At 68.1% G+C, this 26,931-nt stretch carries 21 protein-coding genes and 1 tRNA gene; 7 read left to right on the top strand and 15 right to left on the bottom strand.

Annotation, left to right across the window (positions count from 1 at the left end):
• Positions 1 to 203: 203 nt before the first annotated feature.
• Complete coding sequence (acs, locus tag ACIOU8_RS07765; protein WP_400787809.1) at positions 204 to 2,171, top strand: acetate--CoA ligase; 1,968 nt, start codon at positions 204 to 206, stop codon at positions 2,169 to 2,171.
• Positions 2,172 to 2,229: 58 nt separating this feature from the next.
• Here the strand turns inward: acs and ACIOU8_RS07760 are convergent, their stop codons facing one another.
• Both ACIOU8_RS07760 and ACIOU8_RS07755 read right to left on the bottom strand, forming a co-directional pair.
• Entirely contained in the window at positions 2,230 to 2,688 is a 459-nt protein-coding gene (locus tag ACIOU8_RS07760; RefSeq protein ID WP_400787807.1) for a RidA family protein, read from the bottom strand.
• The gene (locus ACIOU8_RS07755) at positions 2,685 to 2,909 is read right to left on the bottom strand and encodes a hypothetical protein (RefSeq protein ID WP_042539664.1); all 225 of its coding nucleotides are present in this window, start codon (positions 2,907 to 2,909) and stop codon (positions 2,685 to 2,687) included. Before ACIOU8_RS07755 ends, ACIOU8_RS07760 begins: the two co-directional genes overlap by 4 nt.
• A gap of 78 nt (positions 2,910 to 2,987) precedes the next feature.
• Between ACIOU8_RS07755 and ACIOU8_RS07750 the strand changes: the two genes are divergently transcribed.
• From ACIOU8_RS07750 to ACIOU8_RS07725, 6 genes are all read left to right on the top strand, one after another.
• Positions 2,988 to 5,576, top strand: a complete 2,589-nt coding sequence (locus ACIOU8_RS07750) for a transglycosylase domain-containing protein (RefSeq protein WP_400787804.1) — start codon at positions 2,988 to 2,990, stop codon at positions 5,574 to 5,576.
• Positions 5,573 to 6,529, top strand: coding sequence for a metallophosphoesterase (locus ACIOU8_RS07745; RefSeq protein WP_400787802.1), 957 nt, complete (start codon positions 5,573 to 5,575; stop codon positions 6,527 to 6,529). Before ACIOU8_RS07750 ends, ACIOU8_RS07745 begins: the two co-directional genes overlap by 4 nt.
• A 34-nt stretch (positions 6,530 to 6,563) precedes the next feature.
• Positions 6,564 to 6,640 (top strand) — tRNA-Pro (locus ACIOU8_RS07740).
• A 66-nt stretch (positions 6,641 to 6,706) separates the two neighbouring features.
• The gene (locus tag ACIOU8_RS07735; RefSeq protein WP_400787800.1) at positions 6,707 to 7,183 is read left to right on the top strand and encodes a VanZ family protein; all 477 of its coding nucleotides are present in this window, start codon (positions 6,707 to 6,709) and stop codon (positions 7,181 to 7,183) included.
• A complete protein-coding gene (locus tag ACIOU8_RS07730) occupies positions 7,180 to 7,935 on the top strand; it encodes an HAD-IIB family hydrolase (protein ID WP_400787798.1) in 756 nt (251 codons plus the stop codon). The genes ACIOU8_RS07735 and ACIOU8_RS07730 overlap by 4 nt, the downstream gene beginning before the upstream one ends.
• A gap of 53 nt (positions 7,936 to 7,988) precedes the next feature.
• Complete coding sequence (locus tag ACIOU8_RS07725; RefSeq protein ID WP_400787795.1) at positions 7,989 to 8,834, top strand: DUF1295 domain-containing protein; 846 nt, start codon at positions 7,989 to 7,991, stop codon at positions 8,832 to 8,834.
• Between the two features lie 12 nt (positions 8,835 to 8,846).
• On the opposite strand, the gene ACIOU8_RS07720 is transcribed toward ACIOU8_RS07725, so the two are convergent.
• The 13 genes from ACIOU8_RS07720 to pta form a co-directional block, all read right to left on the bottom strand.
• A complete protein-coding gene (locus tag ACIOU8_RS07720) occupies positions 8,847 to 10,127 on the bottom strand; it encodes an alpha-hydroxy-acid oxidizing protein (RefSeq protein WP_400787792.1) in 1,281 nt (426 codons plus the stop codon).
• Between the two features lie 11 nt (positions 10,128 to 10,138).
• A complete protein-coding gene (locus tag ACIOU8_RS07715; protein ID WP_400787790.1) occupies positions 10,139 to 10,861 on the bottom strand; it encodes a FadR/GntR family transcriptional regulator in 723 nt (240 codons plus the stop codon).
• Positions 10,862 to 11,010: 149 nt separating this feature from the next.
• Positions 11,011 to 11,664 (bottom strand): thymidine kinase, encoded by a 654-nt coding sequence (locus ACIOU8_RS07710; RefSeq protein WP_400787788.1) that lies wholly within the window; start codon positions 11,662 to 11,664, stop codon positions 11,011 to 11,013.
• Positions 11,665 to 11,671: 7 nt separating this feature from the next.
• Positions 11,672 to 13,144, bottom strand: coding sequence for a malate:quinone oxidoreductase (locus ACIOU8_RS07705; protein ID WP_400787786.1), 1,473 nt, complete (start codon positions 13,142 to 13,144; stop codon positions 11,672 to 11,674).
• 83 nt (positions 13,145 to 13,227) lie between these two features.
• Positions 13,228 to 14,298: an aspartate-semialdehyde dehydrogenase gene (locus ACIOU8_RS07700; protein WP_400787783.1), complete on the bottom strand. Its 1,071-nt coding sequence runs from the start codon at positions 14,296 to 14,298 to the stop codon at positions 13,228 to 13,230.
• Between the two features lie 264 nt (positions 14,299 to 14,562).
• Positions 14,563 to 15,846, bottom strand: coding sequence for an aspartate kinase (locus tag ACIOU8_RS07695; RefSeq protein ID WP_400787781.1), 1,284 nt, complete (start codon positions 15,844 to 15,846; stop codon positions 14,563 to 14,565).
• A 200-nt stretch (positions 15,847 to 16,046) separates the two neighbouring features.
• On the bottom strand, positions 16,047 to 16,985 hold the full coding sequence (locus ACIOU8_RS07690; protein WP_400787779.1) for a DMT family transporter: 939 nt from the start codon (positions 16,983 to 16,985) through the stop codon (positions 16,047 to 16,049).
• A complete protein-coding gene (recR, locus tag ACIOU8_RS07685; RefSeq protein WP_400787776.1) occupies positions 16,982 to 17,575 on the bottom strand; it encodes a recombination mediator RecR in 594 nt (197 codons plus the stop codon). Before recR ends, ACIOU8_RS07690 begins: the two co-directional genes overlap by 4 nt.
• The gene (locus ACIOU8_RS07680; RefSeq protein ID WP_400787774.1) at positions 17,575 to 19,950 is read right to left on the bottom strand and encodes a DNA polymerase III subunit gamma and tau; all 2,376 of its coding nucleotides are present in this window, start codon (positions 19,948 to 19,950) and stop codon (positions 17,575 to 17,577) included. Before ACIOU8_RS07680 ends, recR begins: the two co-directional genes overlap by 1 nt.
• A 202-nt stretch (positions 19,951 to 20,152) precedes the next feature.
• On the bottom strand, positions 20,153 to 22,657 hold the full coding sequence (locus ACIOU8_RS07675; RefSeq protein WP_400787771.1) for a glycoside hydrolase family 65 protein: 2,505 nt from the start codon (positions 22,655 to 22,657) through the stop codon (positions 20,153 to 20,155).
• Positions 22,654 to 23,460: an HAD family hydrolase gene (locus tag ACIOU8_RS07670; protein WP_400787768.1), complete on the bottom strand. Its 807-nt coding sequence runs from the start codon at positions 23,458 to 23,460 to the stop codon at positions 22,654 to 22,656. The genes ACIOU8_RS07675 and ACIOU8_RS07670 overlap by 4 nt, the downstream gene beginning before the upstream one ends.
• A gap of 105 nt (positions 23,461 to 23,565) precedes the next feature.
• The gene (locus ACIOU8_RS07665; protein ID WP_400787765.1) at positions 23,566 to 24,786 is read right to left on the bottom strand and encodes an acetate/propionate family kinase; all 1,221 of its coding nucleotides are present in this window, start codon (positions 24,784 to 24,786) and stop codon (positions 23,566 to 23,568) included.
• Entirely contained in the window at positions 24,783 to 26,906 is a 2,124-nt protein-coding gene (gene pta / locus ACIOU8_RS07660) for a phosphate acetyltransferase (protein ID WP_400787763.1), read from the bottom strand. The genes ACIOU8_RS07665 and pta overlap by 4 nt, the downstream gene beginning before the upstream one ends.
• Between the last annotated feature and the right edge of the window lie 25 nt (positions 26,907 to 26,931).

Below are 26,931 nucleotides of genomic sequence, written 5' to 3'. Positions count from 1 at the left end.
GGGAATCGGGCACGCCAAGGCCAGAATGATAATTCGGCTGACGTCGAGTGTACGCAAGGCGACCGTCCTGACAAAACCGGCCGGACTACCTCCTTTCGGCAGTATGCGATGTCCGTGCCCGAGGCTAGATTCGGCCTGACCTGATCGCGTGGAGACGCGTTCATGCCCGCACGACCTGCCACGCCGCAAAGGAGCGCCTGCCGATGAGCAGCCAGATCGATCATCTTCTCGATGAGACCCGCCAGTTCCCGCCCTCCGAGGAGTTCGTCGCACAGTCGGTCTCCTCTCCCGCGCTGTACGAGAGCGCGGCCGCCGATCGCGAGGCCTTCTGGGCCGCTCAGTCCACCGAGCTCCTCGAATGGCACAAGCCGTTCACCCGCGTGCTCGACTGGTCGGCACCTCCGTTCGCCAAGTGGTTCGATGACGGCGAGCTGAATGTGGCCTACAACTGCCTCGACCGTCATGTCGAGGCAGGGAACGGCGATCGCGTCGCCCTGCACTGGGAGGGTGAACCGGGCGACTCGCGCACCATCACCTATGCCGAGCTCACCGACGAGGTCAAGCGCGTCGCCAACGTGCTCGAGGGCCTCGGCGTCGGTCACGGAGACCGCGTCGCGATCTACCTGCCGATGATCCCCGAGGCGGTCGCGTCGATGCTCGCCGTCGCGCGCGTAGGAGCGATCCACTCGGTCGTGTTCGGCGGCTTCAGCGCCGACAGTCTGCGCTCGCGCATCGACGATGCGGGCGCCAAGCTCGTCATCACCGCCGACGGCGGATACCGCAAGGGCCGTGTCTCGGCGCTGAAACCGGCTGTCGACCAGGCTCTCGCAGACCGCGGTGACGGCGAGCAGCAGACCGTCGAGCACGTGCTCGTCGTCAAGCGTGGCGAGAACGAGGTCGACTGGCAGGACGGCCGCGACCTCTGGTGGCATGACGTGGTTCCGGCCGCCTCACCCGAGCACACGGCCGAGGCATTTCCCGCGGAGAACCCGCTCTTCATCCTCTACACGTCGGGCACGACGGGAAAGCCCAAGGGCATCCTGCACACCTCGGGCGGATACCTCACCCAGGCCGCGTACTCGCACAAGTACGTGTTCGACCTGCACCCCGAGACCGACGTCTACTGGTGCACGGCCGACATCGGATGGATCACCGGGCACAGCTACGTCACCTACGGCCCGCTCGCGAACGGCGCGACCCAGGTGATCTACGAGGGCACCCCCGACGCCCCGCATCCCGGGCGCTGGTGGGAGATCATCGAGAAGTACAAGGTCTCGATCTTCTACACGGCTCCGACTGCGATCCGCTCGTTCATGAAGATCGGCCGCAACGTGCCGGCGAAGTTCGACCTGTCATCGTTGCGCCTGCTCGGCTCGGTGGGCGAACCCATCAACCCCGAAGCCTGGATCTGGTACCGCGACGTGATCGGCGCCGGCAAGACCCCCATCGTCGACACCTGGTGGCAGACCGAGACGGGCGCGATCATGGTCTCGGCGCTGCCAGGCGTCACCGCGACCAAGCCCGGCTCAGCGCAGGTACCGTTGCCCGGGATCTCGATCGACGTGGTCGATGAGACCGGCGCCGAGGTGGGCCATGGCAACGGCGGCCTCCTCGTGGTCACCGAACCCTGGCCGAGCATGCTGCGCGGCATCTGGGGCGACCCGGAGCGCTTCGCGGAGACGTACTGGGAGAAGTTCGAGAAGCAGGGCTATTACTTCGCTGGTGACGGCGCACGCCTCGATCAGGATGGCGACCTGTGGCTGCTCGGACGAGTGGACGATGTCATGAACGTCTCGGGTCACCGACTCTCGACCGCCGAGATCGAGTCGTCGCTCGTGGCGCACGAGGCCACCGCCGAGGCCGCTGTGGTCGGGGCCGCCGACGAGACCACGGGGCAGGCGGTCGTCGCGTTCGTGATCATCAAGGAGAGCTACCTCTCGGCGCACGATCCTGCCGGCCTCGCTCAGCAGTTGCGCCTCTGGGTGGGCGAGCAGATCGGTGCGATCGCACGACCCCGCGACGTGTACATCGTCGGCGAACTGCCGAAGACCCGTTCGGGCAAGATCATGCGGCGCCTGCTGCGTGACGTGGCCGAGGGCCGCGAGGTCGGCGACACCACGACACTGGCCGACACCGCGGTGATGAGCATCATCTCGGCTCAGGTCAAGTAGGCCGGAGACAGGAATGCCCCCTCCCGCACCGGGAGGGGGCATTTCTGTAACCGCGGCGTCAGGCGAGGATGAAGGTGACCTCGACCTCGACCGGGCTGTCGAGCGGCAGCACGGGCACGCCGACGGCCGCGCGCGCATGACGACCGGCGTCGCCGAAGATCTCGCCGAGCACGAGGCTCGCCCCGTTGATGACGCCGGGCTGGCCGGTGAAATCGGGGGTGGATGCCACGAAGCCGCCGACTCGCAGCACTCCGCCGATCCTGTCGACTCCCCCGGCAGCACCCGCCGCTGCGGCGAGGGCGTTCAGCGCGCAGGTGCGGGCGTACCCGTTGGCATCCTCGGCACTGACGTCGGCGCCGACCTTGCCCGTCGCTGGCAGCTCGCCGGCGGTGAAAGGCAGCTGACCGGAGGTGTAGACGAGTCCGTCGTGGACGACGGCAGGAACGTAGGCAGCGACGGGCGCTGCCACCGCCGGAAGCTCGATGCCGAGCTCAGTCAGGCGCTGGGAGACACTCATGCCGCGCCTCCTTCGAACTGGCGCGACGCCTCAGCCGCGGCGGCGAGACCGGCGTTGCCGGCGGCATCCGCCGACACGGGACGCTTGAAGTAGGCCACGAGCCCGCCCTCGGGCCCCTGGATGACCTGCACGAGCTCCCAGCCCTGCTTGCCCCAGTTGTTGAGGATCGCAGCGGTGTTGTGGATCAGAAGCGGGGTGGTGAGGTACTCCCACGTGGTCATGGCTCTCCTGTCTGGCGGCATCCGCGCTGGCGGCTGCGTCAAAGGCGGTATTCAGGGAACTCCCCTACGATCTAGCGTATGCCTCAAAAGAATCGCACGGTGAAAGGTGCGCTCGGCGGAGTCCTCGGACTCGTCGGGCTGAGCGCCGTCGCCGGTCTCCTCGTCGCGGCCAGCGTCACCCCTGTGCTGGCGATGACCGGCATCGCCGGGTCGCAGGCCCTCACCATCTTCGAAGACCTCCCGGAGAACCTCCAGGTCGGCGCACCGATGCAGCAGTCGACGATCTACGCGACCGGTCTCGACGGCAACCCCGTCGCACTGGCGTCGTTCTATGAGCAGAAGCGCATCCCGGTCGCGTACGACCAGGTCGCACCGGTGATGTACGATGCGATGCTCTCGAGCGAGGACAAGAACTTCTACACTCACGGCGGAATCAACCTGGGGGCGACGATCAAGGCCGCCGTCGGGAACGTCGCAGGCACCACCGACCGAGGCGCCTCCACCATCACGCAGCAGTACGTGAAGAACGTCCAGGTGCAGGAGTGCGAGCAGGACGTCGACCCCGCGGCCGAGGACTACTCCACTCAGATCGAGCAGTGCTTCCTCGATGCGGCAGTCGCCGAGGGCGGCGAGGGCATCGAGCGCAAGCTGCAGGAGATGCGCTACGCGTTGAAGATCGAGAAGGAGTACTCGAAGAACGAGATCCTCCTCGGCTACCTGAACATCGCCAACTTCGGTGGCACCATCTACGGCATCGAGGCCGCGGCGAACCGATACTTCTCGACCACCGCGGCGAACCTCAGCCTCGCTCAGGCGGCCACGATCGCCGGCATGGTCCAGGAGCCCAACAGGTTCCGCATCGACCGCCCTGGTGGGATCTGGACCGATGACGCCGGGGTGGCGCACAACGGAGACGCCGACGGTTACAAGGACACGAAGGACCGCCGGGACTACGTCCTCGAGCGGATGCTGCTCGACGGCAAGATCACGCAGGCCGCGCATGACGAGGCCGTGGCCACGCCGATCGCCCCGGTGCTGAGCGAGCCTCAGCAGGGTTGCGGGGCCGCAGGCGACAATGCCTACTTCTGCCAGTACGTCAAGGCCGTCATCGAGAACGACGAGGCCTTCGGCGCCACCGCGGAGGAGCGTCGCTCGAACCTGCGTCGCGGCGGCATGGAGATCTACACCTCGCTCGACCTGCGGGTGCAGCAGCCCGCGATCGACGCCGTGAGGTCGCAGGTCCCGCAGGCGATGCCCGGGATCCTGGTCGGCGGCGCCGGAGTGTCGATCGAGGCGTCCACCGGGCGCATCCTCGCCATGGCCCAGAACACCGTCTTCAACGAGACTCCCGAGGCGAACCTCGCCGCCGGTGAGACCTCGCAGGTCTTCGCCGCAGACAAGGCCCACGGCGGCTCGACCTACGGGTTCGAGACCGGATCGACCTACAAGCTCTTCACGCTTCTGAGCTGGCTGGAGTCGGGCCACTCGGTCAACCAGGTACTCGACGGCCGTCTCAAGACCTTCAGTCCCTTCACGAAGTGCGGGGACAGGGTGACGAACAATGACAAGATCAACAACTTCGGCAACTCCGGCGGTTCGGTGGGCAGCGTGCGGCAGTTCACCGCGCAGTCGCTGAACACCGGCTTCCTCGCGATGGCGCAGCAGCTCGATCTCTGCGACATCAACGAGGTCGCCAAGAGACTCGGCGTCCACTACGGCAACGGCGATGACATCACGGTCGGCGGAACCACCTCCAACACCGCGCCGAACGACCCGTTCCCGACCGTCCTCGGCTCGAAGAGCGTGGCCCCGCTGCAGATGGCCGGTGCCTACGCGACGGTCGCGAACAACGGCATCTACTGCGAGCCGCGCGTGATCGACAGGGTCGTCGGCGAGAACGGAGCGGAGATCACGCCTCCCGCGCAGAACTGCTCCCAGCAGCTCACTCCCGAGGTGGCCGCCACCGCCGCGTTCGCACTGCGCGGTGTGATGGAGGGCAACGGCACCGGCACGAGGGCGAACCCGTTCGACGGCACCCAGCTGATCGGCAAGACCGGTACGGCTGAGAAGGAGCACACCATGCTCGTCGAGTCGAGCACCAAGGTCACGACTGCGGTGTGGGTCGGCAACATCGACGGTCGCGTGCCGCTGAACGACTTCCGCAACGGTGACGGCACCCGACTGGGTGACATCCGCTACGGTCTCGCCCGAGCCATCCAGGGCGCCGCGAACGCGGTCTACCCCGCTGACCAGTTCCCGCGACCCGATGACAAGCTGGTCCGCCAGGTGCTGACGGACGTTCCCGATGTGGTGGGCAAGTCGGTCGGAGAGGCACGCTCTCTCATCGAGGCCGCGGGCTTCACCGCGTCCGTCGGTCCGGCCGTCGACGGCCCCGCTGGTGATGTGATCATGGCTCAGGACCCGTCCGGACAGGCTCCGAGCGGAGCGACCATCACGATCTCGCCGAGCAACGGCCAGGGGGTGATAGTGCCGGACATCACCGGGCAGTCGAAGTCCGAAGCGCAGAGCGCACTGTTCGGCGCAGGATTCTCGTCGATCGACTTCGACGGATCGTGCAACGGCCAGAACGCCGCTGTGACCTCGACCGACCCGGCAGCGAACACGGCGACCACCAAGAGCACATCCATCAAGGTCAGCTGCAAGTGACGCCGCGTCGTGCGGCACACCCGGCCCTCATCGCGCTCGGCGCGGTGGGGTCCGCTGGTGCTGCGGCCGCCGTCTGGGGCATCGGCATCGAGCGTTACCTGTTCACAGTGCGTGAGGCGACAGCATCCGCTCTCGCTCCCGGCTCCGCACCGGTGCGCGTGCTGCACATCTCTGACGCGCACATGGCTCCGTGGCAGCATCGCAAGCAGGACTGGCTCGCCTCCCTCGCTCAGCTGAAGCCCGATCTCATCATCAACACGGGCGACAACCTGGGGCATCGAGACGGTCTCGCGGGCATCCGACGGGCCTTCGAACCTCTCGCAGGCATCCCGGGCGTCTTCGTGCACGGCTCCAACGACGTGATCGGCCCGTCGCCGCGCAACCCGATCCGGTACTTCGCGGGCCCGTCGGAACGACCGCGTGACGTGAACTTCCTCGACACCGACGCGATGGATTCCTACTTCACCGACGAGCTCGGATGGACGGGTCTGAACAACGCCGCAGCGCGGCTCACGGTCGCCGGCAACCCGCTGGACTTCTTCGGAGTGAGCGACGCGCACTGCGACTGGGATCGACTCGAAGATCTGCCAGAGGCGATCGCCGCCCTCGGACCCCGGGATGCCGACACGACCGTGCTCGGGGTCACCCACGCGCCGTATCAGCGGGTGTTGAACGGCTTCGTCGACCTCGGAGCCGACGCGGTCTTCGGCGGTCACACGCACGGGGGCCAGGTCTGTCTGCCGGGCTTCGGCGCTCTCGTCGCGAACTGCGACATCCCGCTGAAGCAGGCGAAGGGCCTCAGCACGTGGACGCAGGGAGAACGCACGGTGCCGCTCAACGTCAGCGCCGGGTGCGGGCACTCGATCTACGCACCCGTGCGCTTCGCATGCCGACCCGAGGCGACGCTGCTCACCCTGACGGCGCGCGCAGGTGACGCCTCGATTCGGCGCTGAGAGCATTTCGCTGTAGACTCGGAGGGTTGCAAAACGGGGTGTGGCGCAGCTTGGTAGCGCGCTTCGTTCGGGACGAAGAGGTCGCAGGTTCAAATCCTGTCACCCCGACCAGTAACACCGGAAGGCCGTCCTCACGGGCGGCCTTCTCTGTATCCATCCCGAGGCGAAAGGCACCGTGTGAGTCGTCTGCTGCCTCCCCCGCGCCGTCTCACTCGCGGTATCGCGCTCGCTCTCGGCATCCCGTTCCTCCTGGTTCTGGTGCTGCTCACGCTCACGCCCACGCGTGTCGAAGAGTCGATGCCGAACCTGCTCGATCTCGTGCTGTCGTCCGCGCACCGCCTGGGGTGGGAGTCTCTCAACTTCACGCGACTCGAGATCATCGCCAACGTGCTGGTGTTCGTACCCATCGGCATCCTTGCCTTCATCCTCGTGCCGCGCCGCTTCTGGCCACTCGCGATCGCGCTCGGACCGGCCCTGTCGCTCGCGATCGAAGTCTTCCAGCGCCTCGTTCTGCCTCATCGCACAGCCACCCTCACCGACGTGGTCGCGAACTCCTGCGGTGCCCTGGTCGGGGTCGCCCTCGCCATCATGGGCACCCTGCTCTTCGCACCGCACTTCTCTCAGCATCGCCCGTCTACCCTGGAGGCATCATGACCTCGCCTGCACTCGTCGCCTTCGATCTCGACGACACCCTCGCCCCGTCGAAAGAGCCCATCGACGCACGCATGGCCTCGCTGCTGCTCGCCCTGTTGCAGAAGGTCGAGGTCGCGATCATCTCGGGCGGCAACGAGACCCAGTTCCGCGCACAGGTGATCGCTCGGCTCGGAGCCATCGACGACGAGTCCGCCGCACGACTGCATCTGCTTCCGACCTGCGGCACCCGGTACCTGCGACACGACGGCACGGACTTCTCGCCGCTCTACGCGCACGACCTCACCGCCGAACAGAAGTCCGCCGCCCTCACCGCGCTGCGCGAAGAGGCGGAGCGCCTGGGACTCTGGGAGGCGCAGCCCTGGGGCGAGATCCTCGAGGACCGCGGATCTCAGATCACCTTCTCGGCGCTCGGGCAGAAGGCTCCCCGCGACGCGAAGCACGACTGGGACCCGTCTGGTGCGAAGCGGGAGTCTCTGCGGGACGCCGTGGCGGCGCGACTCCCCGACCTCGAGGTGCGCTCAGGGGGCTCGACCTCGATCGACATCACCCTGGCGGGCATCGACAAGGCGTTCGGCATGACGCAGCTCGCCGAGCATACGCGCATCCCGCTCACGTCGATGCTCTTCTACGGTGACCGACTCGATGAGGGCGGCAACGACTACCCCGTCCTCGCGATCGGCGTGCCCTCGGTGGCCGTGGAGGGCTGGGAAGACACCGCCGACAAGCTCGACGAGCTTCTCCAGACTCTCTGACGGTCGACGCCCGCCTCCCCCAGTATCAGCCTGCAGAGTTCTAGCATGTCGATATGGAACCGCTGCTGATCGTCATCCTGACCGCAGCTGTCGCGAGCGCGGCGTGCTGGATCCTGTCTCTCCTCACCCGCGACACCTCCTGGGTCGACCGGGCGTGGTCGATCGTCCCGGTCATCTACGTGTGGATCTTCGCGGGAACAGGGATCGCGAGCGGCGAGGATGCGGGCCGTCTGACCCTGATGGCTGCGCTGGTGACCGCCTGGGGCATCCGGCTGACGTTCAACTTCGCCCGCAAGGGCGGGTACACCGGCATGGAGGACTACCGGTGGGCGATTCTGCGCGGGCGGATGAAGCCCTGGCAGTTCCAGATCTTCAACCTGCTGTTCATCATCGGCTACCAGATGACACTGCTCGTGCTGATCACGCTGCCCGCCGAGATCGCACTGCAGAACCCCGCGCCGCTGAACGCCTGGGACCTCCTCTTCGGCGCGCTCTTCCTCATGCTGCTGGTCGGCGAGACGGTCGCGGACCGCGAGCAGTGGGAGTTCCACCGACGGAAGAAGCAGGCCGGTGGGACGCTGGCTCCGGGCTTCGTCACTGAAGGGCTGTTCCGGTACAGTCGCCACCCCAACTTCTTCTTCGAGCAGAGCCAGTGGTGGGTGCTCTATGCGATCGGTGCGAGCGCCGCTGTGGCATCGGGTGCGGGGCTCTTCGGCGGCGTGATCAACGGGACGATCATCGGCCCGTTGCTGCTCAGCGTCCTGTTCGTCGGCTCGACGATCTTCACCGAGTCCATCACCGCCGGCAAGTACCCGGCCTATGCCGAGTATCGCCGCAGCACGTCGATGCTCATCCCGTGGCCGCCGCGGGCGCGGCCGGTCGCCGAGCCCGCGGCCTGACCGACGGCCGCGTCAGCGCACCACCGCGTCGGAGGCCGAGCGCGTCACCGGCACGAGGCGGGTGAGCTGTGTGACATGCGACGGCTCGAGCTCGGCGAGCGAGGCGACGCCCAGGAGTCGCATGGTGCGCTCGATCTCGCTGCGGAGGATCTCGATCGTGCGATCGACACCTGCACGCCCGCCCGCCATCAAGCCGTAGAGGTAGGCTCGGCCGATGAGCGTGAAGTCGGCGCCGAGCGCCACGGCGGCGACGATGTCGGCGCCGTTCATGATGCCGGTGTCGATCATGACCGTGAAGTCGTCGCCCACCGCCCTGCGCACCTCGGGCAGCAGGTGGAACGGGATCGGCGCGCGGTCGAGCTGGCGGCCTCCGTGGTTGGAGAGCACGATGCCGTCGACGCCGGCGTCACGCAGCCGCAGGGAGTCCTCGACGTTCTGCACTCCCTTGATCACGATCTTCCCTGGCCAGATGTCGCGGATCACGGCGAGGTCGTCGTAGCTGATCGTCGGGTCCATGGCGGCGTCGAGCAGTTCGCCGACGGTGCCGCCGGTGGTGCTCAGCGACGCGAACTCGAGCTTGGGCGTCGTGAGGAAGTCATACCACCACCACGGGCGAGGGATCGCGTTGATGATCGTGCCGAGAGTGAGCTGCGGCGGGATGCTGAATCCATTGCGCTTGTCACGCAGTCGCGCACCCGCGACCGGGGTGTCGACCGTGAACTGCAGCGTGTCGAACCCGGCGGCGGCCGCGCGACGGGTGAGCTCGTACGAGATCTCGCGATCGCGCATGACGTACAGCTGGAACCAGTTCCTTCCCGGAACCGGCCCCTGAGGCTCTCGAAGGGTCGCCGCCTTCACGTCCTCGATGGACGTCGTGCCGAGCGTCGACAGCGTGAAAGGGATGCCCGCCGCGGCTGCGGCGCCTGCACCGGCGACCTCGCCCTCGGTCTGCATGAGACGGGTGAATCCGGTCGGGGCGATCCCGAACGGCAGCGCCGACGGGCCGCCGAGGATGTCGACCGAGGTGTCGACCGAAGGAGCCGGGCGAAGGATGCCGGGGTGGAACTCGACATCCTGGAACGCCTGGCGCGCACGTGTGAGCGAGAGCTCGCCCTCGGCCGCGCCGTCGGTGTAGTCGAACGCCGCCTTCGGCGTGCGACGCTTCGCGATCGTGCGCAGGTCATCGATCGTGAGCGCAGCGTCGAGGCGGCGCTTCTTGCCGTTGAACTCGGGCTTCTTGAACTTCATCAGGTCGAGAAGCTCTGCAGGGTTGGGAACCTGGCGCTGGACCATGTCGTGTCCTCTCAGTCGGTGGGTCGGATGCTGCGGGTGAGGCCCGCCGCGGTGTAGTAGCCGGTGATGTGCGCATGCACGAGGGCCTGCGCGGTCTGCGCGTCGCCCGCGCCGAGGGCCGCGATGATGGCGCGATGCTCGGAGCGGAGGACCGCGGCCATGGCGTCCCAGTCGGCGATGGCTGCCGCACCCTCCTGCACGTATGACTCGATGGCAGTGCGCAGGCCGGCCATGATCGCCGCGACGACCGAGTTGCCGCTCGACTCGGCGAGGGCGAGGTGCAGCTGCGCGTCGAGCGCGAGGAACTCCGCCGGGGTGAGCGCTGGCGCGTCCATCGCAGCGAGCACCCGGTGAGCCGCGTCGAGATCCGGGGCCGACTGGGAGGCGAGTGCTGCGACGACGGCATCTTCGAGCAGCAGACGCGTCTGCACCACGTCTGCGAGCGGGAACCCCTGCGCCGCGACCTGGAGACGCAGCAGCGTCGACATGCCGCCGGTCGGGGTCGCGATCACGATCGCGCCCGACTGGGGCCCTGAGCCCGTCGCTGTGCGGATCAGGCCCATCACCTCGAGCACACGCAGAGCCTCGCGGACACTCGAGCGGCCGACTCCGAGGTCGGCAGCGAGGTCGCGTTCGGAGGCGAGCCGATCACCGGGTCCGAGACGGCCGTCGAGGAGGTCGCGTTCGACGTGCTCGAGGACGAGACGCCAGGCGCGTGCAGGCTGCTCCGGCATCCGCTCTCCTCGTCGTCCGCTTTCGGCTGCGTCCGTCGTGGCCGCGCCTATGTGGTCTGACCACAGTAGCGCGTGTGGTCAGACCACGCAATCCGCCCACGCCGACACACCGCCCGAGAGGCGGAGGGAGATGCGGTGCGGGTGCGTTCTCAGCCCAGGCGCCCGCCGGACTCCTCGAGGTAGCACGCACCGCACAGCGACTCGTATGTGGTGATCTCCGGCGCCGCCGACCCGTCAGCGCCCTCGTCGATCGCGACCTGATCGCCGTCGAAGACGAAGCGCCCGCCGACCACGCGGCCGTTGAAGACGGCCTTTCGCCCGCAGCGGCAGATGGTCTTGAGCTCCTCGAGAGAGTGCGCGATCGCGAGAAGCCGTGCCGAACCCGGGAATGCGTGTGTCAGGAAGTCGTTGCGGATCCCGTAGGCGATCACCGGGATGCCGTCTTCGATCGCGATGCGGAAGAGGTCATCGACCTGCTCGGAGGTGAGGAACTGTGCCTCATCGATGAGGAGGCACGCGACGTCGAGCCCTCCGTCGGTGAGGTGCTCCCCCGCAACCGCGCTGCGCACCGCCTCTCGCTGCGCGGCGAACAGCGCCCGAGCGTCGGCATCGGCGCCGATGAGGAAATCGACCTCACGGGTCACGCCGAGACGGCTCGCGATCTCGGACGCGCCTTTGGTGTCGATCGCCGGCTTCGCGAGCAGCACATGCTGGCCGCGTTCCTCGTAGTTGTACGCGGCCTGGAGCAGCGAGGTGGACTTGCCCGAGTTCATCGCCCCGTAGCGGAAGTAGAGCTTCGCCACCGGCGCGCTACTCGTTGATGCCGAGAGTGGCCGCCGTCGCCGCGGTGGACTTCGCCGCCAGCTCCGGATGCTTGTTCAGCTGCTCTCCGAACGTGGGGATGAGCTCACGCAGCTCGGACTCCCAAGCGGGGTACTCGTCGGGGAAGCACTTCTTCAGCAGATCGAGCATGATCGGTACAGCAGTGGACGCACCGGGCGAGGCACCCAGCAGACCGGCGATCGAGCCGTCGGCCGCCGCGACCACCTCGGTACCGAACTGCAGGATGCCGCCCTTCTTGGCATCCTTCTTCATCACCTGCGCACGCTGACCGGCGTCGATCAGCGTCCAGTCCTCGTCCTTCGCCGTCGGCATGAACGTGCGGAGGCTGTCGACCTTCTTGGCGTGGTTCTTCATTAGCTCGCCGACCAGGTAGGTGATGAGGTCGGGGTTCGCGAACGCGACGCGCAGCATCGGCCACAGGTTATGCGTGCGCACCTGCGACACGATGTCGAGCATCGAGCCGTTCTTGAGGAACTTGGGGCTGAAGGTCGCGAAGGGTCCGAACATCAGAGATGCTTCGCCGTCGACCACCCGAGTGTCGAGGTGCGGCACCGACATCGGTGGTGCGCCGACGGATGCCTGCGAGTAGACCTTGGCCTGGTGCTGGGCGACGATCTTCGGGTCGGAGGTCTTGAGGAACTGTCCGCCGATCGGGAAGACGCCGTAGCCCTTGATCTCGGGGATCCCCGAGCGCTGCAGCAGCTTGAGCGCCCAGCCGCCGGCGCCGACGAACACGAAGCGCGCCTTGATCTGATTGGGCGTGCGCCCGATCGTCGTGCGGTAGTTGATCAGCCAGGTGCCGTCTTTCTGCTTCTTCAGGCTCTTGACCTCGTGGTTGGTGCGCAACGCGACGCCCGAGTCCGTGAGGTGGTCGAAGAGCTGATGCGTGAGCGCACCGAAGTCGACGTCGGTGCCCGCGGGCACCCGGGTGGCGGCGAACGGCTCGCCCTTGCGGCGCTGCTGCATGAGCAGCGGCGCCCACTTGTTGATGACGCGCGAGTCCTCGCTGTACTCGATGCCCTCGAAGAGCGGCTGCTTCTTGAGTACCTCGTAGCGGTCCTTGAGGTACTTGACGTCCTTCTCACCGCGCACGAACGTCATGTGCGGCGTCGCGTTGATGAAGGTCGACGGAGCATCGAGCACTCCCCTGTCGACCAGCGACGACCAGAACTGACGGCTCTGCTGGAACTGCTCGTTGATCGAGACGGCCTTGGCCGGGTCGAGCGGAGCACCCTTCTGCTGCGGCATGTAGTTCAGCTCGCAGAGCGCCGCGTGGCCGGTGCCCGCGTTGTTCCAGGGGTTCGAGGATTCCTGCGCCACATCGGAGAGTCGCTCGAAGGCGACGATCTTCCAATCCGGCTGCAATTCGTGCAGCAGGGTACCCAGGGTGGCGCTCATGATGCCACCACCGATCAAGACGACATCGACGGTTTCGGTCACCGGAACAGTCTAGTTCGAGGTCACGGCGCCGCCGACCACGCGGGCCTGCCTGATCAGACCGGTTCCGCATGACGGGGATGCGGTCAGGCTATGGCCACCAGGCGCGCGGCGAGGATCTCGGCGATCTGCACGGCATTCAGCGCCGCCCCCTTGCGCAGGTTGTCGTTGCTGATGAACAGCACGAGGCCCTTGTTCTCGGGCGCGGACTGATCGGCGCGGATGCGACCGACGAAGCTCGGGTCCTTGCCTGCGGCCTGCAGCGGTGTGGGCACCTCGTCGAGCACGACGCCGGGTGCCGCGGAGAGCACCTCGGTCGCGCGCTCAGGAGTGATGTCTCTGGCGAACTCGACGTTGATCGAGAGAGAGTGACCGGTGAAGACCGGCACACGCACGCACGTGCCCGCAACGCGGAGATCGGGAAGCTCGAGGATCTTGCGGCTCTCGTTGCGCAGCTTCTTCTCTTCGTCGGTCTCGTTCTGGCCGTCGTCCACGAGACTGCCCGCGAACGGGATGACGTCGAAGGCGATCGGTGCGACGTACTTCTCGGGCTCGGGGAAGTCGATCGACGAGCCGTCATGCACGAGACGCAGCGTGTCTCCCTGGGCGAGCACGCCCTCGACCTGGCCGAGAAGCTCCTGCGCACCGGCGAGGCCGGAGCCCGACACGGCCTGGTAGGTCGACACGATGAGCCGCTCGAGGCCCGCTTCGGCATCCAGAGCCTTCAGGGCCGGCATCGCGGCCATCGTGGTGCAGTTCGGGTTCGCGATGATGCCGCGAGGGCGGTCATCGATCGCATGCGGGTTGACCTCGCTGACCACGAGCGGAACCTCGGGGTCATTGCGCCAGGCGCTGGAGTTGTCGACGACGACGGCTCCGGCCTCGGCGAAACGAGGAGCGTATGCGCGGCTGGCTGTCGCACCGGCCGAGAAGAGGGCGATGTCGATGCCCCCGGCATCCGCGGTCTCGACGTCTTCGACGATGACCGTCGCTCCGCCGAACTCGATGGCCGTGCCCGCAGAGCGCGACGACGAGAACAGGCGCAGCTCACGGATCGGGAAGGATCGCTCGATGAGAATCTCTCGCATCACGGTGCCCACCTGGCCGGTGGCGCCGACGATGGCGACGGAGAGTCCTGAGTCGGAGATGCGGGTCATGATGTTCCTTGGCGTCGTGCAGTGCTGCATGCGAGGCTTCGGGCGCGACGTCGGGGTGCGGATGCCGCGCCTGGCGCCGATGTCAGGGTTTCGGTGAGTCTATCGTGCTGTGCGGAGGTCGAGGAGCCGGGCGGCACTCGGCCTGCGACGGGTGGGCGATCTGTGGGGGTGACGAATCGCGGACGGGATGACGAATCGCGGATTAGATCGCCGAATGTGTCCGCGAATCGTCTTGTCGTCCGCTGATCGTCGCCGACCGCGAGGTCAGCGACCGGTGCCCGCGTGCACGGTCGCCTCGGCGTCGCCGTCGAGTCCGTAGGCGGTGTGCACGGTGCGTGCGGCCTCGGCGAGGTCGGTGTCTCGGAGCACGACCGAGATGCGGATCTCCGACGTCGAGATCATCTCGATGTTGATCCCACCGGCCGACAGCGCCTCGAAGAGCACAGCCGAGACACCGGAGTGCGTGCGCATGCCGGCTCCGACGACCGACAGCTTGCCGATCTGGTCGTCGTGCACGAGGTTCTGGAAGCCGACCTCGGTCTGCTCACCGGCCAGCGCCTTCAGCGCGCCCGCGGAATCGGCCTTGGGAACCGTGAAGGAGATGTCGGTGCGACCGGTCGCAGACACGTTCTGCACGATCATGTCGACGTTCGCACCGGACTTGGCGACGATCTTGAAGATCTCTGCCGCCTTGCCCGGAACGTCGGGAACGCCTGCGACGGTGATCTTGGCCTGGCCGAAATCGGTGGCGACACCGGCGACGATCGGTTCTTCCATGGCTGCTGCTCCCTCGGCTTCGCGGGGGTTCTTCATACCCTCGCCCAGAACATATGTGCCCTCGGACGACGAGAACGTCGAACGGGCGTGGATCAGGACGCCGTGACGGCGTGCGTACTCGACGGCGCGGATGTAGAGCACCTTGGCGCCGTTGGCGGCGAGCTCGAGCATCTCCTCGCTGCCGATATGGTCGAGCTTCTGCGCTCTCGGGATGACGCGGGGGTCAGCCGTGAAGATGCCGTCGACGTCGCTGTAGATCTCGCAGACATCCGCATCGAGAGCTGCGGCCAGGGCTACGGCCGTCGTGTCGGAACCGCCACGACCGAGCGTGGTGATGTCGCGGGTGTCGCGGTTGAACCCCTGGAACCCGGCGACGATGACGATCGCCCCCTCGTCGAGGGCCTCCCGCAGACGGATGGGCGTGACGTCGACGATGCGCGCCGCGCCGTGCTGCGAGTCGGTGATCATTCCGGCCTGGCTGCCGGTGAACGAACGCGCCTCGAACCCCATCGAGTGGATGGCCATGGCGAGGAGAGCCATCGAGATGCGCTCTCCGCTCGAGAGGAGCATGTCGAGCTCGCGCGGAGCCGGGATCGGAGCAACCTCGTTCGCGAGGTCGAGCAGCTCGTCGGTCGTGTCGCCCATCGCACTCACGGCGACGACGACGTCGTGCCCCGCACGGCGTGTGTCGACGATGCGCTTGGCGACGCGCTTGATGCTCTCTGCGTCGGCGACTGAGGAGCCGCCGTACTTCTGCACGATGAGGGCCACGTTCACTCCCTGGGATGTCGGGCGGATCCGCCCACCCTCATTCTACGAGCGGCGCATATGCGCTTCTTCGCATGTGACGCTCGCGGCGAGGTCAGGTCTGGGCGGGCACAGCTTCGGACCTGGCGACGGACACGCCGCCTCCGGAGTCCACCCCCGCGGCGCGTCGCGCATGAGATCCGAAGTTGTGCTCGGCGGCGAGGTCAGGGCGCCGGCGGCAGGGGCGCGACAGCCAGGTCGGGAGTGGCGGGCGCCTGCGGGCGAAGGCGTCCGCCCGTGGCGGCGAACCAACAGCCCGCGATGATGAGCGGGAATCCGATGAGCAGCCCCGGCGTCAGGGGCTCGGCGAGCACGATCGCACCGAGGATGATCGCCACGACCGGGTTGACGTACGTGAACAGCGGGGCGCGAACAGGGCCGACCTCGCGGATGAGCGCGAAGAACGCCAGAAAGGCGACGGCGGTGCAGACGACGGCCAGCGCCAGGAGCGCGAAGATCGAGGGAAGTGTCGGCACCTCATGCTGCGTGAGCAGGCCGATGGGCAGATAGATCACACCGATCATGAGCAATGACAGCGTGATGGTGCCGAGCGAGGGGACGTCGTTGAGCTTGCGCGCGACGATGAAGGGCGCGATCGCATAGAGGATGGCGACCAGCAGCACCTCGCCGGCCGCGAGCAGACTGACCTCGCCGCCGAACAGCCCGGGGCCGGCGACGACGATCGCGACACCGATGAAACCCACGAGGAGGCCGATTCCGCGCGTCGGGCGCAGGACGCCACGATCTCCGCTGCCCAGGGCGATGAGGGCGGCGAACAGCGGCACGGTCGCGACGAGCAGGCCGGTCATGCCCGAGGACAGGGTCATCTCGGCGTGTCCGAGCAGCACGAACGGGCCGGCCATCTCGACGAGCCCGAAGGCGAGCACCCAGGGCCAGTGCTTCCACGCAGCTGTCAGCGCACCGCTTCGGAGCGCGAACGGCAGAAGCAGCAGTGCCGCGATGAGGGTGCGCCCTGCGACGATGGCGGGCGGCGAGAACGACTCGACGGCGATGCTGATGAACAGATAGGGCACGCCCCACAGCAGCGCCATGGCCCCGAAGAGCAGCCAGCCGCGTCGCGTGAAGCCGCCCTGCGTGTTCACAGCACGCGACGGCCCTCGAAGGCGCGCCCGAGGGTGACCTCGTCGGCGTATTCGAGGTCGCCGCCGACCGGAAGGCCGGACGCGAGGCGAGACACGGTGATCTGCATGCTGGTGAGCAGACGACTGAGATAGCTCGCCGTCGCCTCCCCCTCGAGGTTGGGGTTCGTGGCGAGGATGACCTCCTGCACCGTGGCATCGGCGAGACGACTCATCAGCTGCGCGATGCGCAGGTCGTCGGGTCCGATGCCGGCGATCGGACTGATCGCCCCGCCGAGCACGTGGTACAGGCCACGGAACTCACGGGTGCGTTCGATCGCGGCGACATCCTTCGCATCTTCGACCACGCAGATGAGGGCGGGATTGCGTCGGGGATCGCGGCAGATCGCGCAGCGATCCTGCTCCGACACGTTGCCGCAGATCTCGCAGAAGCGCACCCGCACCCGCACCTCGACGAGAAGCTCGGCGAGCCGAGCGACGTCGAACGTCGGCGTCTGCAGAATGTGGAATGCGATGCGCTGCGCGGACTTGGGTCCGATTCCGGGGAGCCGACCGAACTCGTCGATCAACTCCTGAACGATTCCGTCGTACATCAGGAGAACCTCGTCGGGGGCTCGTAGGGCTCTTCGCGAACGAACGTCGCGCCGAGCACCTGGCGGATCACGGCCTCACCGTAGCGCTGGACTCCCCCAGAGGGAGCGCGCTCGGTGATCACCGGGGCTGCTGCAGCCGAAGCCGCTCTGCGCACCGGGGCAGCCTGGGCAGGCGTCGACCGCGCGGATGCGGAAGGAGACGCCGGCGCCGCGCTGGCGGCCGTCGGTGCGGCCTGCGATGTCGACGCAGGCTCGTAGGACGGGTCGTATGGTGGCTCGTCGTCGAAATAGGGCGGTTCATCGTCGATGGGTGGCGGCGGCTCATCTCCCCCGCCCGGCCGATCATCGATCGGGGTCGACGGCTTCTGCATCGGCTCGGCGACGGGGGCTGCCGGAGGAGTCGTGATCGCTGCCGGCACGGCGGCCGGCACCGCTGAAGGCACCGAGGCCGGCACTGCGACCTCGGATGCCGGAATCGACGCGACCGCCCATTCGGTCACCGGAGCTGCGGACGCACGGTTGTTCTGAGACGGCGATGCCTCAGAACGCGCCGTCTGAGGACGTGATGTCTGAGCTCGCGGTGAACCCGCTGACGCAGGCTCCGATGCGGGCGCGTCGTCTGTCGGCCGCGCCGCCGAGGGCGACGAGGGCTGGCGAGGCGCACCACCTGCCGGCATCGGTGCGGGCAGGTACTTGACCCGCACACCCAGCTCCTGCTCGATGGCTCCGCGCAGATGATCGGACGGGCCGGAACCCGGCGTCGTCCCCTTGAACTTCGCCACGTCGTGCTGGCTGGCGAAGCCGAGGGTCAGCACCTCTGTCTCGGTGACGAACGCGAGGGGCTGAACCGCGGTGGCCAGCAGCCACGACGTGCGGCTGACGCTCTCGAGTCGCTTGAGCACGGCCGGCCAGGCTGCGGTGATCTGCTCGAACGCGACCGGACCCGAGTGCGCGGCGGTGTCGGTGGCCGGTGCGGTCGGCGGCGTGCTCGGCGTCGCGTCTCCCGACGTCTCGCGCTCGGCAACCGCGTTCTCGGTCACGGGGGCCTCAGCCACGGCGGCAGTCGGTCGGGCTTCCGTCGGCTCGGCGTCGACGGGATCGGTCGTGGCAGCCGCAGCGGGCTGAGCAGCAGCGGGCTGAGCCGCAGCGGGCTGAGCAGCAGCGGCAGCAGGCTGCGGCGCCGCAGCCGCAGCTGTCGCGCGTGCCGGCGCTGCCGAGGCTGCCGAGGCGTTCTGCACGGACGGGACGGCCGCTCCCCCTCCCGAGGCGAGCACCCGAGCGACCATCAGCTCGAGGTGCAGTCGGGGCGACGTCGCGCCCGACATGTCATCGAGTGCGGCGCTGACGATGTCGGCCGTGCGCGACAGCCGCGCCGAGCCGAAGGACTCCGCCTGGGTGCGCATGCGAGCGAGCTCGTCGTCTGCGATGCCGCGGAGCACGGAGGATGCCCCGGCTCCGACGGCCGCGATCACGATGAGGTCACGCAGTCGTTCGAGCAGGTCGTCGACGAAACGACGGGGGTCCTGGCCGGTCTGCACCACGCGGTCGATGGCGGGGAACGCCGCGGCCGCGTCAGCGGCGGCGAGGGCGTCGACGATCTCGTCGAGCAGCGCTGCGTGCGTGTAGCCGAGGAGAGCGACTGCGCGCTCGTAGGCGACCGTCACCGTCTCGGAGCCTGCGGGCGAATCTGACCCGGCGATCAGCTGGTCGAGCAGGGAGAGCGTGTCTCGTGGCGAGCCACCACCCGCCCGAACCACCAGAGGCAGCACACCGCGCTCGGCGACCACACCCTCTTCGCCGCACAGCTTCTCGACGTACTCGAGCATCGCGGCCGGCGGCACCAGACGGAACGGATAGTGGTGCGTGCGCGAGCGGATCGTGCCGAGCACCTTCTCGGGCTCGGTCGTCGCGAAGATGAACTTCACGTGCTCCGGCGGCTCTTCGACCAGCTTGAGGAGGGCGTTGAACCCCTGCGGCGTCACCATGTGCGCCTCGTCGAGGATGAAGATCTTGTAGCGGTCGCGGCTGGGAGCGAACGTCGCCCGCTCGCGCAGGTCGCGAGCGTCGTCGACGCCGTTGTGGCTGGCGGCGTCGATCTCGACCACGTCGAGCGATCCACCGCCGGCGCGCGACAGCTCGACACAGCTCGGGCATGTGCCGCAGGGCACGTCGGTCGGACCCTCCGCGCAGTTGAGGCAGCGGGCGAGGATGCGCGCGGACGTCGTCTTTCCGCATCCACGGGGTCCGGAGAACAGGTATGCGTGGCCGACTCGGTCGCCGCGGAGGGCGGTCATCAGGGGTTCGGTCACTTGGGACTGCCCGATCATCTCGCCGAACGACTCGGGGCGGTAGCGGCGGTAGAGGGCTGTGGTCACCAGAACAGCCTACGGCGTGCCACGGACGTTCCGGCAGCCGAGAGCAGAGGATCATGCGGGTGATCCTCTGCTCTCCGCTCAGGCCGCCGAAGCGCGGCGAGGAATCACGACGACACGGCCTCGACGACGCCGCCGAAGACCTCGACGACGAGCACGAGCAGCGCGGGCGCGAACCCGAACAGAGCTGCGGTGATCAGCGCCCTCAGTCGGTCGAATCGATGACGGGGATCGCAGTCGTGATCACCGGGACGGATGCCGACAGACGGGTGCCGTCTTCGCGAAGAGCATCCGCGAACTGCCGCAGCGACGGGCGCCCGGGGATCATCGGTCCCTGATCCGCGAGCGGCACGACGACCTCCTGGTCGGCCGTGGCGATGTATGCGACATCGCGCACGGTGAACGGCACAGGGTCTCCGCTGAGCACGCGGACGCGCAGCTCACCCGTCGTGAGCGTGATCTGCAGCGCGGACCCCTGCCACTGCAGCGGGTACGACAGCGAGGGCCAGTCGGCGGGCAGTCGCGGGTCGAAGCTGAGCTCGCCGGCGTAATCGCGCATGCCGCCGAAGCCGCACACGAGAGCCGTCCATACGCCACCGGCGGAGGCGACGTGCACGCCGTCGGCCGCGTTGTGGTGCAGGTCGTGCAGGTCGACGAACAGGGACTGCCGGAAGTACTGCAGAGCGAGATCCTGGTAGCCGACCTCGGCGGCGAGGATCGACTGCACGACCGCCGACAGCGTCGAGTCGCCGGTGGTCAGCGGGTCGTAGTAGTCGAAGTCCGCCTTCTTCTCCTCGGGCGTGAAGTGGTTTCCCTGCAGGAACAGCGCGAGCACGACATCGGCCTGCTTGAGCACCTGGAACCGGTAGATGACGAGCGGGTGGAAATGCAGCAGCAGCGGCCGCTGCTCCTTCGGCGTGTGGGCGAGATCCCAGACCTCGCGCTCGAGGAACAGCGAATCCTGCGGGTGGATGCCGAGGCTCTCGCTGAACGGGATGAACATCGCGTCGGCGGCGCGCTCCCACCCTTCCGCCTCGCCCTCCGCGAGGCCGGTGCGCTCGACGACCCTGGCGAACTCCTCGCCATTGGCCTCCTCCGCCTCGCGCACGACCCTCGCCGCGTAGCGCAGGTTGTAGCGCGCCATGACGTTCGTGTACAGGTTGTCGTTCACGACCGTCGTGTACTCGTCGGGCCCCGTCACACCGTGGATGTGGAAGGTCTCGACGCCGTCGTCGTCCTTCGTGTCGGCGACGAGCCGCGAGGTGCGCCAGAAGCCGAGCGTGGCCCACAGACGAGCCGTCTCGATGGCGATGTCGATGCCCTCACGTCGCAGGAAGTCCTCGTCACCGGTCGCCCGCACGTACTTGCCGAGCGCGAAGCTGACGTCGGCGTTGATGTGGTACTGAGCGGTGCCGGCCGCGTAGTAGGCCGACGCCTCTTCGCCGTTGATCGTGCGCCAGGGGAACAACGCGCCCGCTTCATTGAGCTGCGCGGCCCTGCGGCGGGCGGCCGGGAGCATGAGCGCTCGCGCCCGAAGCGCGTTGCGTGCCCACTGCGGCGACGTGTACGTGAGGAACGGGAGCACATAGATCTCGGTGTCCCAGAAGTAATGGCCGCTGTAGCCCGACCCCGAGACGCCCTTCGCGGGCACGCCCGTTCCGTCGGCGCGTGCCGAGGCCTGAGCGAGCTGCAGGAGGCACCAGCGTGTCGCCTGCTGGATGTCTTCGTGCCCGCCGATCTGCACATCGCTGCGGTCCCAGAAGGCGGCCAGCCACTCGGCCTGCCGGTCGAACTGCGCCTGGACGCCCTCGAACGCGACGCGGTCGAGGGAGCGACGGCAGCGGTCGACGAGCTCGCGAGCCGGCACACCTCGGGAGGTGTGGTAGCTGACGAGCTTGGTGACCGTGATGGGTACACCGGCCTTCGCCTGCACGCGGAACACGTTCTTCGAGATGTCCGCCTCGATCAGAGTGCGCGACGTGTAGTCGTTCTCGGTCTCGATGATGTGATCGGCGACGACGGCGACCGTCATGCCGGAATCTGCGACGCTGTACGACAGCGCCGAGCGCAGTCCGTCCTGCCAGTACTCCCCGGGCTCGAGCACGCGCTCGGCGATCTTCTCGGCCTTGCGCGGATCGAATCCGCCCTTCGCCTGGTTGGGAGTGCCCGCGTACACGCCGGCGCCGTCCTGGCGGTTGATCATCTGGCAGCTGACGGTGACCGGGGCATCGGCGTTCTCGACGACGACCTCGAGGCGGAGCACGGCGAGGTGTCGCTCCTCGAAGCTGACGATGCGCTCGTCGCGCATCCGCACGCGCTTGCCCGACGGCGTCTCCCACACCACGACGCGCTCGAGCACGCCGGTGCGCATGTCGAGAGTGCGGCGGTACTCGCGCACGTCGGCCTCGTCGAAGGAGATCGGCTCGTCGTCGACGTAGACCCGCATGACCTTGGCATCGGGGGCGTTGACGATCGTCTGCCCGACCTCGGCGAAGCCGTACGCCTGCTCGGCGTGCCGGATCGGCCAGGTCTCGTGCAGACCGTTGATGAAGGTGCCGTGCTCGTGAGCACCTCGCCCCTCGATGTGGTTTCCTCTGAGGCCGAGGTAGCCGTTGCCGACGGCGAACAGCGTCTCGGCCACTCCGTCTTCGGAGTACCGCGTCTCGATGAGTCGCCAGGGGTCTACGGGGAAGCGGTCGCGGTCGATCATGCGGTGTCCTCGTTGTCGGAGAGCGTGTCTTGGTCGGCGGAGTCTGTGTCGGAGTGCGCACCCTGGTCGGCGGCGGCATCGACGAACACGTCGAGATCGCTGACGACCACGGTCGCACCGGCGGCGCGCAGCGCATCGGCTCCGGTGCCGCGGTCGACGCCGACGACGATCGCGAACCCCGCGGCGGCCGCGGAGGCCGCCCCCGAGGTCGCATCCTCGACGGCGATGCTGTGGGCGGGATCGACGCCCAGCGCCGCGGCGCCCGCGCTGAACATGTCGGCGGCGGGCTTCGAGGCGAGGTTGTCGCGTTCTGCGACGACGCCGTCGACCACGACGTGGAAGAACGAGCGGAGGCCGGCGGCGGCGAGCACCTCTTCGGCGTTCTTGGAGCTGGACACGACGCCGATCGGGATGCCGGCGGCCGACAGCTTCTCGACGAGCGCGAGCGAGCCGGGGAACGGGGCGATGCCCTCGCCCCGCAGCGACTCGGCGAATGCGGCGTTCTTGCGATTGCCGATGCCGCAGATGGTCTCGGCCTCGGGCGGGTCGTCGACCGCTCCCCACGGGATCTCGACATTGCGGCTGCGCAGCAGGCTCGCCACGCCGTCATAGCGCTTCTTGCCGTCGACGTAGTCGAAGTAGTCGGCATCCGAGTACGCAGGCGTGATGCCCCAGCGTTCGAACACGTCGTCGAACACGACCTTCCAGGCGCGCATGTGCACCTCGGCGGTCGGCGTCAGCACCCCGTCGAGGTCGAACAGGACGCCTTCGGCGCGGAGCGGATCGGGCAGAGCTTCGGGCACAGGAGCCTCCAGGAGAAGGACGAGGGGTATTGCCGGCACCTCTCCGTGCCACTGTGCAAGCGTAGTGGCGCCCGGCGCCAGGCGGTAACCCCCGAGGCGTGTCGATCAGAGCAGGCGAGAGGTCTGTCTGGCGATCTCGAGCTCTTCATCGGTGGGCACGACCAGCACGTCGACGCGCGAGTCGTCGGTGGAGATCCGTCGGATGCCGCGCTGTCGCGCGGCGTTGCGCGCCTGATCGATCTCGACCCCCGCGAATCCGAGCGTCGCCATCGCCTCGGCGCGCACGGCGGCCGCGTTCTCGCCGACCCCCGCGGTGAACGAGATCACGTCGACACCGCCGAGCTGGGCGATGTACGACCCCGCGTAGGCGCGCAGCCGGTGGATGTAGACGTCGAAGGCGAGCGTCGCAGCCGCATCCCCTGCATCCCTGCCCGCGAGGATGTCGCGCATGTCGCTGTGCCCGGCGAGCCCCTTCAGGCCGCTGCGCGAATTCAGGAGCGCGTCGAGATCGTCGATCGAGTATCCGGCTCTCCGCGACAGATGCACCAGCGCCGCAGGGTCGAGGTCGCCCGAACGCGTGCCCATCACGAGTCCCTCGAGCGGTGTCAGCCCCATCGACGTCTCGACCGACCGGCCGCCGTCGATCGCGGTCGCCGATGCGCCGTTGCCGAGATGGAAGACGATCTGCCGCAGGCTCTTGAGGTCGCGTCCGAGGAACGCGGCCGCCGACTCGCTCACGAACTGGTGGCTCGTGCCGTGGAATCCGTACCGGCGTACCCGGTGCTGGGCGGCGAGTTCGGCGTCGATCGCGTAGGTGTAGGCGGCCGGAGGCAGGGTCTGATGGAACGCCGTGTCGAACACCGCGACATGCGGGACGTCGGAGAAGACCGCCTTCGCCGCGACGATGCCCGCCAGGTTCGCGGGGTTGTGCAGCGGGGCGAGCACCGAGAGCTCCTCGATCTGCTCCTCGATGTTCTGCGTGACGAGGGTCGGCGCATAGAACCTCGCCCCGCCGTGCACCACGCGGTGACCGACGGCGACCGGAGGATGCTCGTCGAGCAGCGGGCCGTGCTCGGCGAACTGCTCGAGCATCACCGTGAACGCCGCGCCGTGATCGGCGACGGGGCGCTCGGAGTCATACGAGGCGTCGAGCATCGCCACGACGGCATCCGCGGTGGTGTCCGGACGGACCGTGTGCCGGATCGCGCTGAGATCCTGCCCGATCCGCTCGATGAGGCCCGCGGCGAGCTCATTCTCGTTCTCGATGTCGATCAGGCTGTACTTGAGCGACGAGGACCCGCTGTTGATGACGAGGATGGCGCTCATGCGGTCGTTCCTTCGGACTGTGCCTGGATGGCCGTGATCGCCACGGTGTTGACGATGTCGTCGACCAGTGCGCCGCGTGACAGGTCGTTGATCGGCTTGTTGAGCCCCTGCAGCACAGGGCCGATCGCGACGGCACCGGCCGAGCGCTGCACGGCTTTGTAGGTGTTGTTGCCGGTGTTGAGGTCGGGGAACACGAAGACTGTCGCGCGCCCCGCCACTGCGGAGTCGGGGAGCTTCGCCTTCGCCACCGCGGCGTCGGCGGCCGCGTCGTACTGGATCGGCCCCTCGACGAGCAGCTCCGGCGCGCGCTCGTGCACCAGGGCCGTAGCTGCGCGGACCTTGTCGACGTCGGCCCCCGAGCCGGATTCGCCGGTCGAGTACGAGAGCATCGCTATGCGGGGCTCGATGCCGAACTGCTGCGCGGTGGCCGCCGACGAGATCGCGATGTCGGCCAGCTGCTCGCTGGTCGGATCAGGGATCACGGCGCAGTCGCCGTACACGAGCACCCGGTCGGCGAGCGCCATCAGGAAGACGCTCGAGACGACATTGACCCCCGGCTTCGTCTTGATGATCTCGAACGACGGGCGGATGGTGTGCGCGGTCGTGTGGGCGGCGCCCGACACCATGCCGTCGGCGAGCCCGAGATGCACCATCATCGTGCCGAAGTACGAGACATCGGTGACGGTGTCGGCCGCCTGGGCCAGTGTGATGCCCTTGTGCGCACGCAGTCGCGCATACTCGGTCGCGAAGCGCTCGACCATCTCGGGATCGGTCGGGCTGATCACCTGCGCCGCCGAGATGTCGACCCCCAGCTCGACGGCGCGGGCGCGGACCGCCGACTCGTCGCCGAGGATCGTGAGGTCGGCGACCTCGCGCGCCAGCAGGGTGGCGGCCGCGCGGAGGATGCGATCGTCATCGCCCTCCGGCAGGACGATGCGTCGACGGTCGGAGCGGGCGCGCTCGATGAGCCCGTACTCGAACATCAGCGGAGTCACGACGCGCGACTCGGCCAGACCCAGCTGAGTGGTGAGCTCGGTGATGTCGACGTGGGTCTGGAAGAGACCCAGAGCACGGTCGTAGCGGCCGCGCGAGTCGGGAGAGAGGCGACCCCGCGCTCCCATCACGCGCACCGCGGTGTCGTACGTGCCGAGGTCCGTGGCGATGATCGGCACCGTCGAGGTGAAGCCGTCGAGCAGCTGGACGATCGGCTCCGGAAGCGGGAACGGGCCGTTGAGGATGATGCCGGCGACCCGCGGGAACGTGCCGGAGGCATCGGCGAGCAGTGTCGCCAGCAGCACCTCGGTGCGGTCGGCGGGGATCACCACCACCGACTCGTCCGTGAGTCGAGGAAGCACGTTCACCATCGACATGCCCGCTACCACGATCGTCAGGGCCTCACGGCCGAGACGGTCAGGGTCGCCCTTGATGAGACGCCCGTCGACGGCGGTGAGGATGCCGTTGATCGACGGCGCCACCAGGGTGCGGTCCTCGGGGATCGCCCACACGGGCGTGGTCTTCTGGGGTCGCACCGCGGCGACCGCGGCCTCGATGTCGCCGAGTGCGTCGGGGTCGGCGCGGTTCACGACGACCGCGAACAGCTCTGCGCGCTCGACCTCGAGTTCGGAGAGCGCGAGCGACCCGATCTGCCCGACCGCGGCGGGACTGCGCGCGGTGGTCGTGCCCAACTGTTCGGCCTGACGCTGCTGATCGCGACCGCTCAGCACCAGCAGCACGGGTGCCGCGAGGTTCGCAGCGATCCGGGCGTTGTATCCCAGCTCCGCCGGGCTGGCGACATCGGTGTAGTCGCTGCCGATGATGACCACGGCGTCGCACTGCGCCTCGACGGCCTTGAACCGGGCGACGATCGTCGAGAGCGCTCGATCGGGGTCATCGCGCACGTCGTCGTAGGTCACACCGATGCAGTCGTCGTAGTCGAGGTGCACCCCGTCGTGCGCGAGCAGCAGCTCGAGCACGTCGTCGCGCTGGGTGACCGACCGCGCGATCGGTCGGAAGACGCCGACCCGCGGCGTGACGCGCATGAGCGCGTCGAGCACGCCGAGGGCGATGGTCGACTTTCCGGTATGGCCTTCGGCCGAGGTGATGTAGATGCTCTGCGCCACAGCTCCACCCTAGGTGCACGGCCTC

The sequence above is a fragment of the Microbacterium sp. NPDC087589 genome (assembly GCF_044743635.1).
Lineage (GTDB): Bacteria > Actinomycetota > Actinomycetes > Actinomycetales > Microbacteriaceae > Microbacterium.
The sequence above is the reverse complement of the archived record's forward strand: the minus strand, read 5'-3'. Positions and strand labels throughout refer to the sequence as shown.

What these genes read in the sequence shown, in the direction of transcription:
- acs (WP_400787809.1), top strand. Translation starts at nt 204, where the DNA reads ATGAGCAGCCAGATCGATCATCTTCTCGATGAGACCCGCCAGTTCCCG.
- ACIOU8_RS07760 (WP_400787807.1), bottom strand. Translation starts at nt 2,688, where the DNA reads ATGAGTGTCTCCCAGCGCCTGACTGAGCTCGGCATCGAGCTTCCGGCG.
- ACIOU8_RS07755 (WP_042539664.1), bottom strand. Translation starts at nt 2,909, where the DNA reads ATGACCACGTGGGAGTACCTCACCACCCCGCTTCTGATCCACAACACC.
- ACIOU8_RS07750 (WP_400787804.1), top strand. Translation starts at nt 2,988, where the DNA reads ATGCCTCAAAAGAATCGCACGGTGAAAGGTGCGCTCGGCGGAGTCCTC.
- ACIOU8_RS07730 (WP_400787798.1), top strand. Translation starts at nt 7,180, where the DNA reads ATGACCTCGCCTGCACTCGTCGCCTTCGATCTCGACGACACCCTCGCC.
- ACIOU8_RS07725 (WP_400787795.1), top strand. Translation starts at nt 7,989, where the DNA reads ATGGAACCGCTGCTGATCGTCATCCTGACCGCAGCTGTCGCGAGCGCG.
- ACIOU8_RS07720 (WP_400787792.1), bottom strand. Translation starts at nt 10,127, where the DNA reads ATGGTCCAGCGCCAGGTTCCCAACCCTGCAGAGCTTCTCGACCTGATG.
- ACIOU8_RS07715 (WP_400787790.1), bottom strand. Translation starts at nt 10,861, where the DNA reads ATGCCGGAGCAGCCTGCACGCGCCTGGCGTCTCGTCCTCGAGCACGTC.
- ACIOU8_RS07700 (WP_400787783.1), bottom strand. Translation starts at nt 14,298, where the DNA reads ATGACCCGCATCTCCGACTCAGGACTCTCCGTCGCCATCGTCGGCGCC.
- recR (WP_400787776.1), bottom strand. Translation starts at nt 17,575, where the DNA reads ATGTACGACGGAATCGTTCAGGAGTTGATCGACGAGTTCGGTCGGCTC.
- ACIOU8_RS07675 (WP_400787771.1), bottom strand. Translation starts at nt 22,657, where the DNA reads ATGATCGACCGCGACCGCTTCCCCGTAGACCCCTGGCGACTCATCGAG.
- ACIOU8_RS07665 (WP_400787765.1), bottom strand. Translation starts at nt 24,786, where the DNA reads ATGAGCGCCATCCTCGTCATCAACAGCGGGTCCTCGTCGCTCAAGTAC.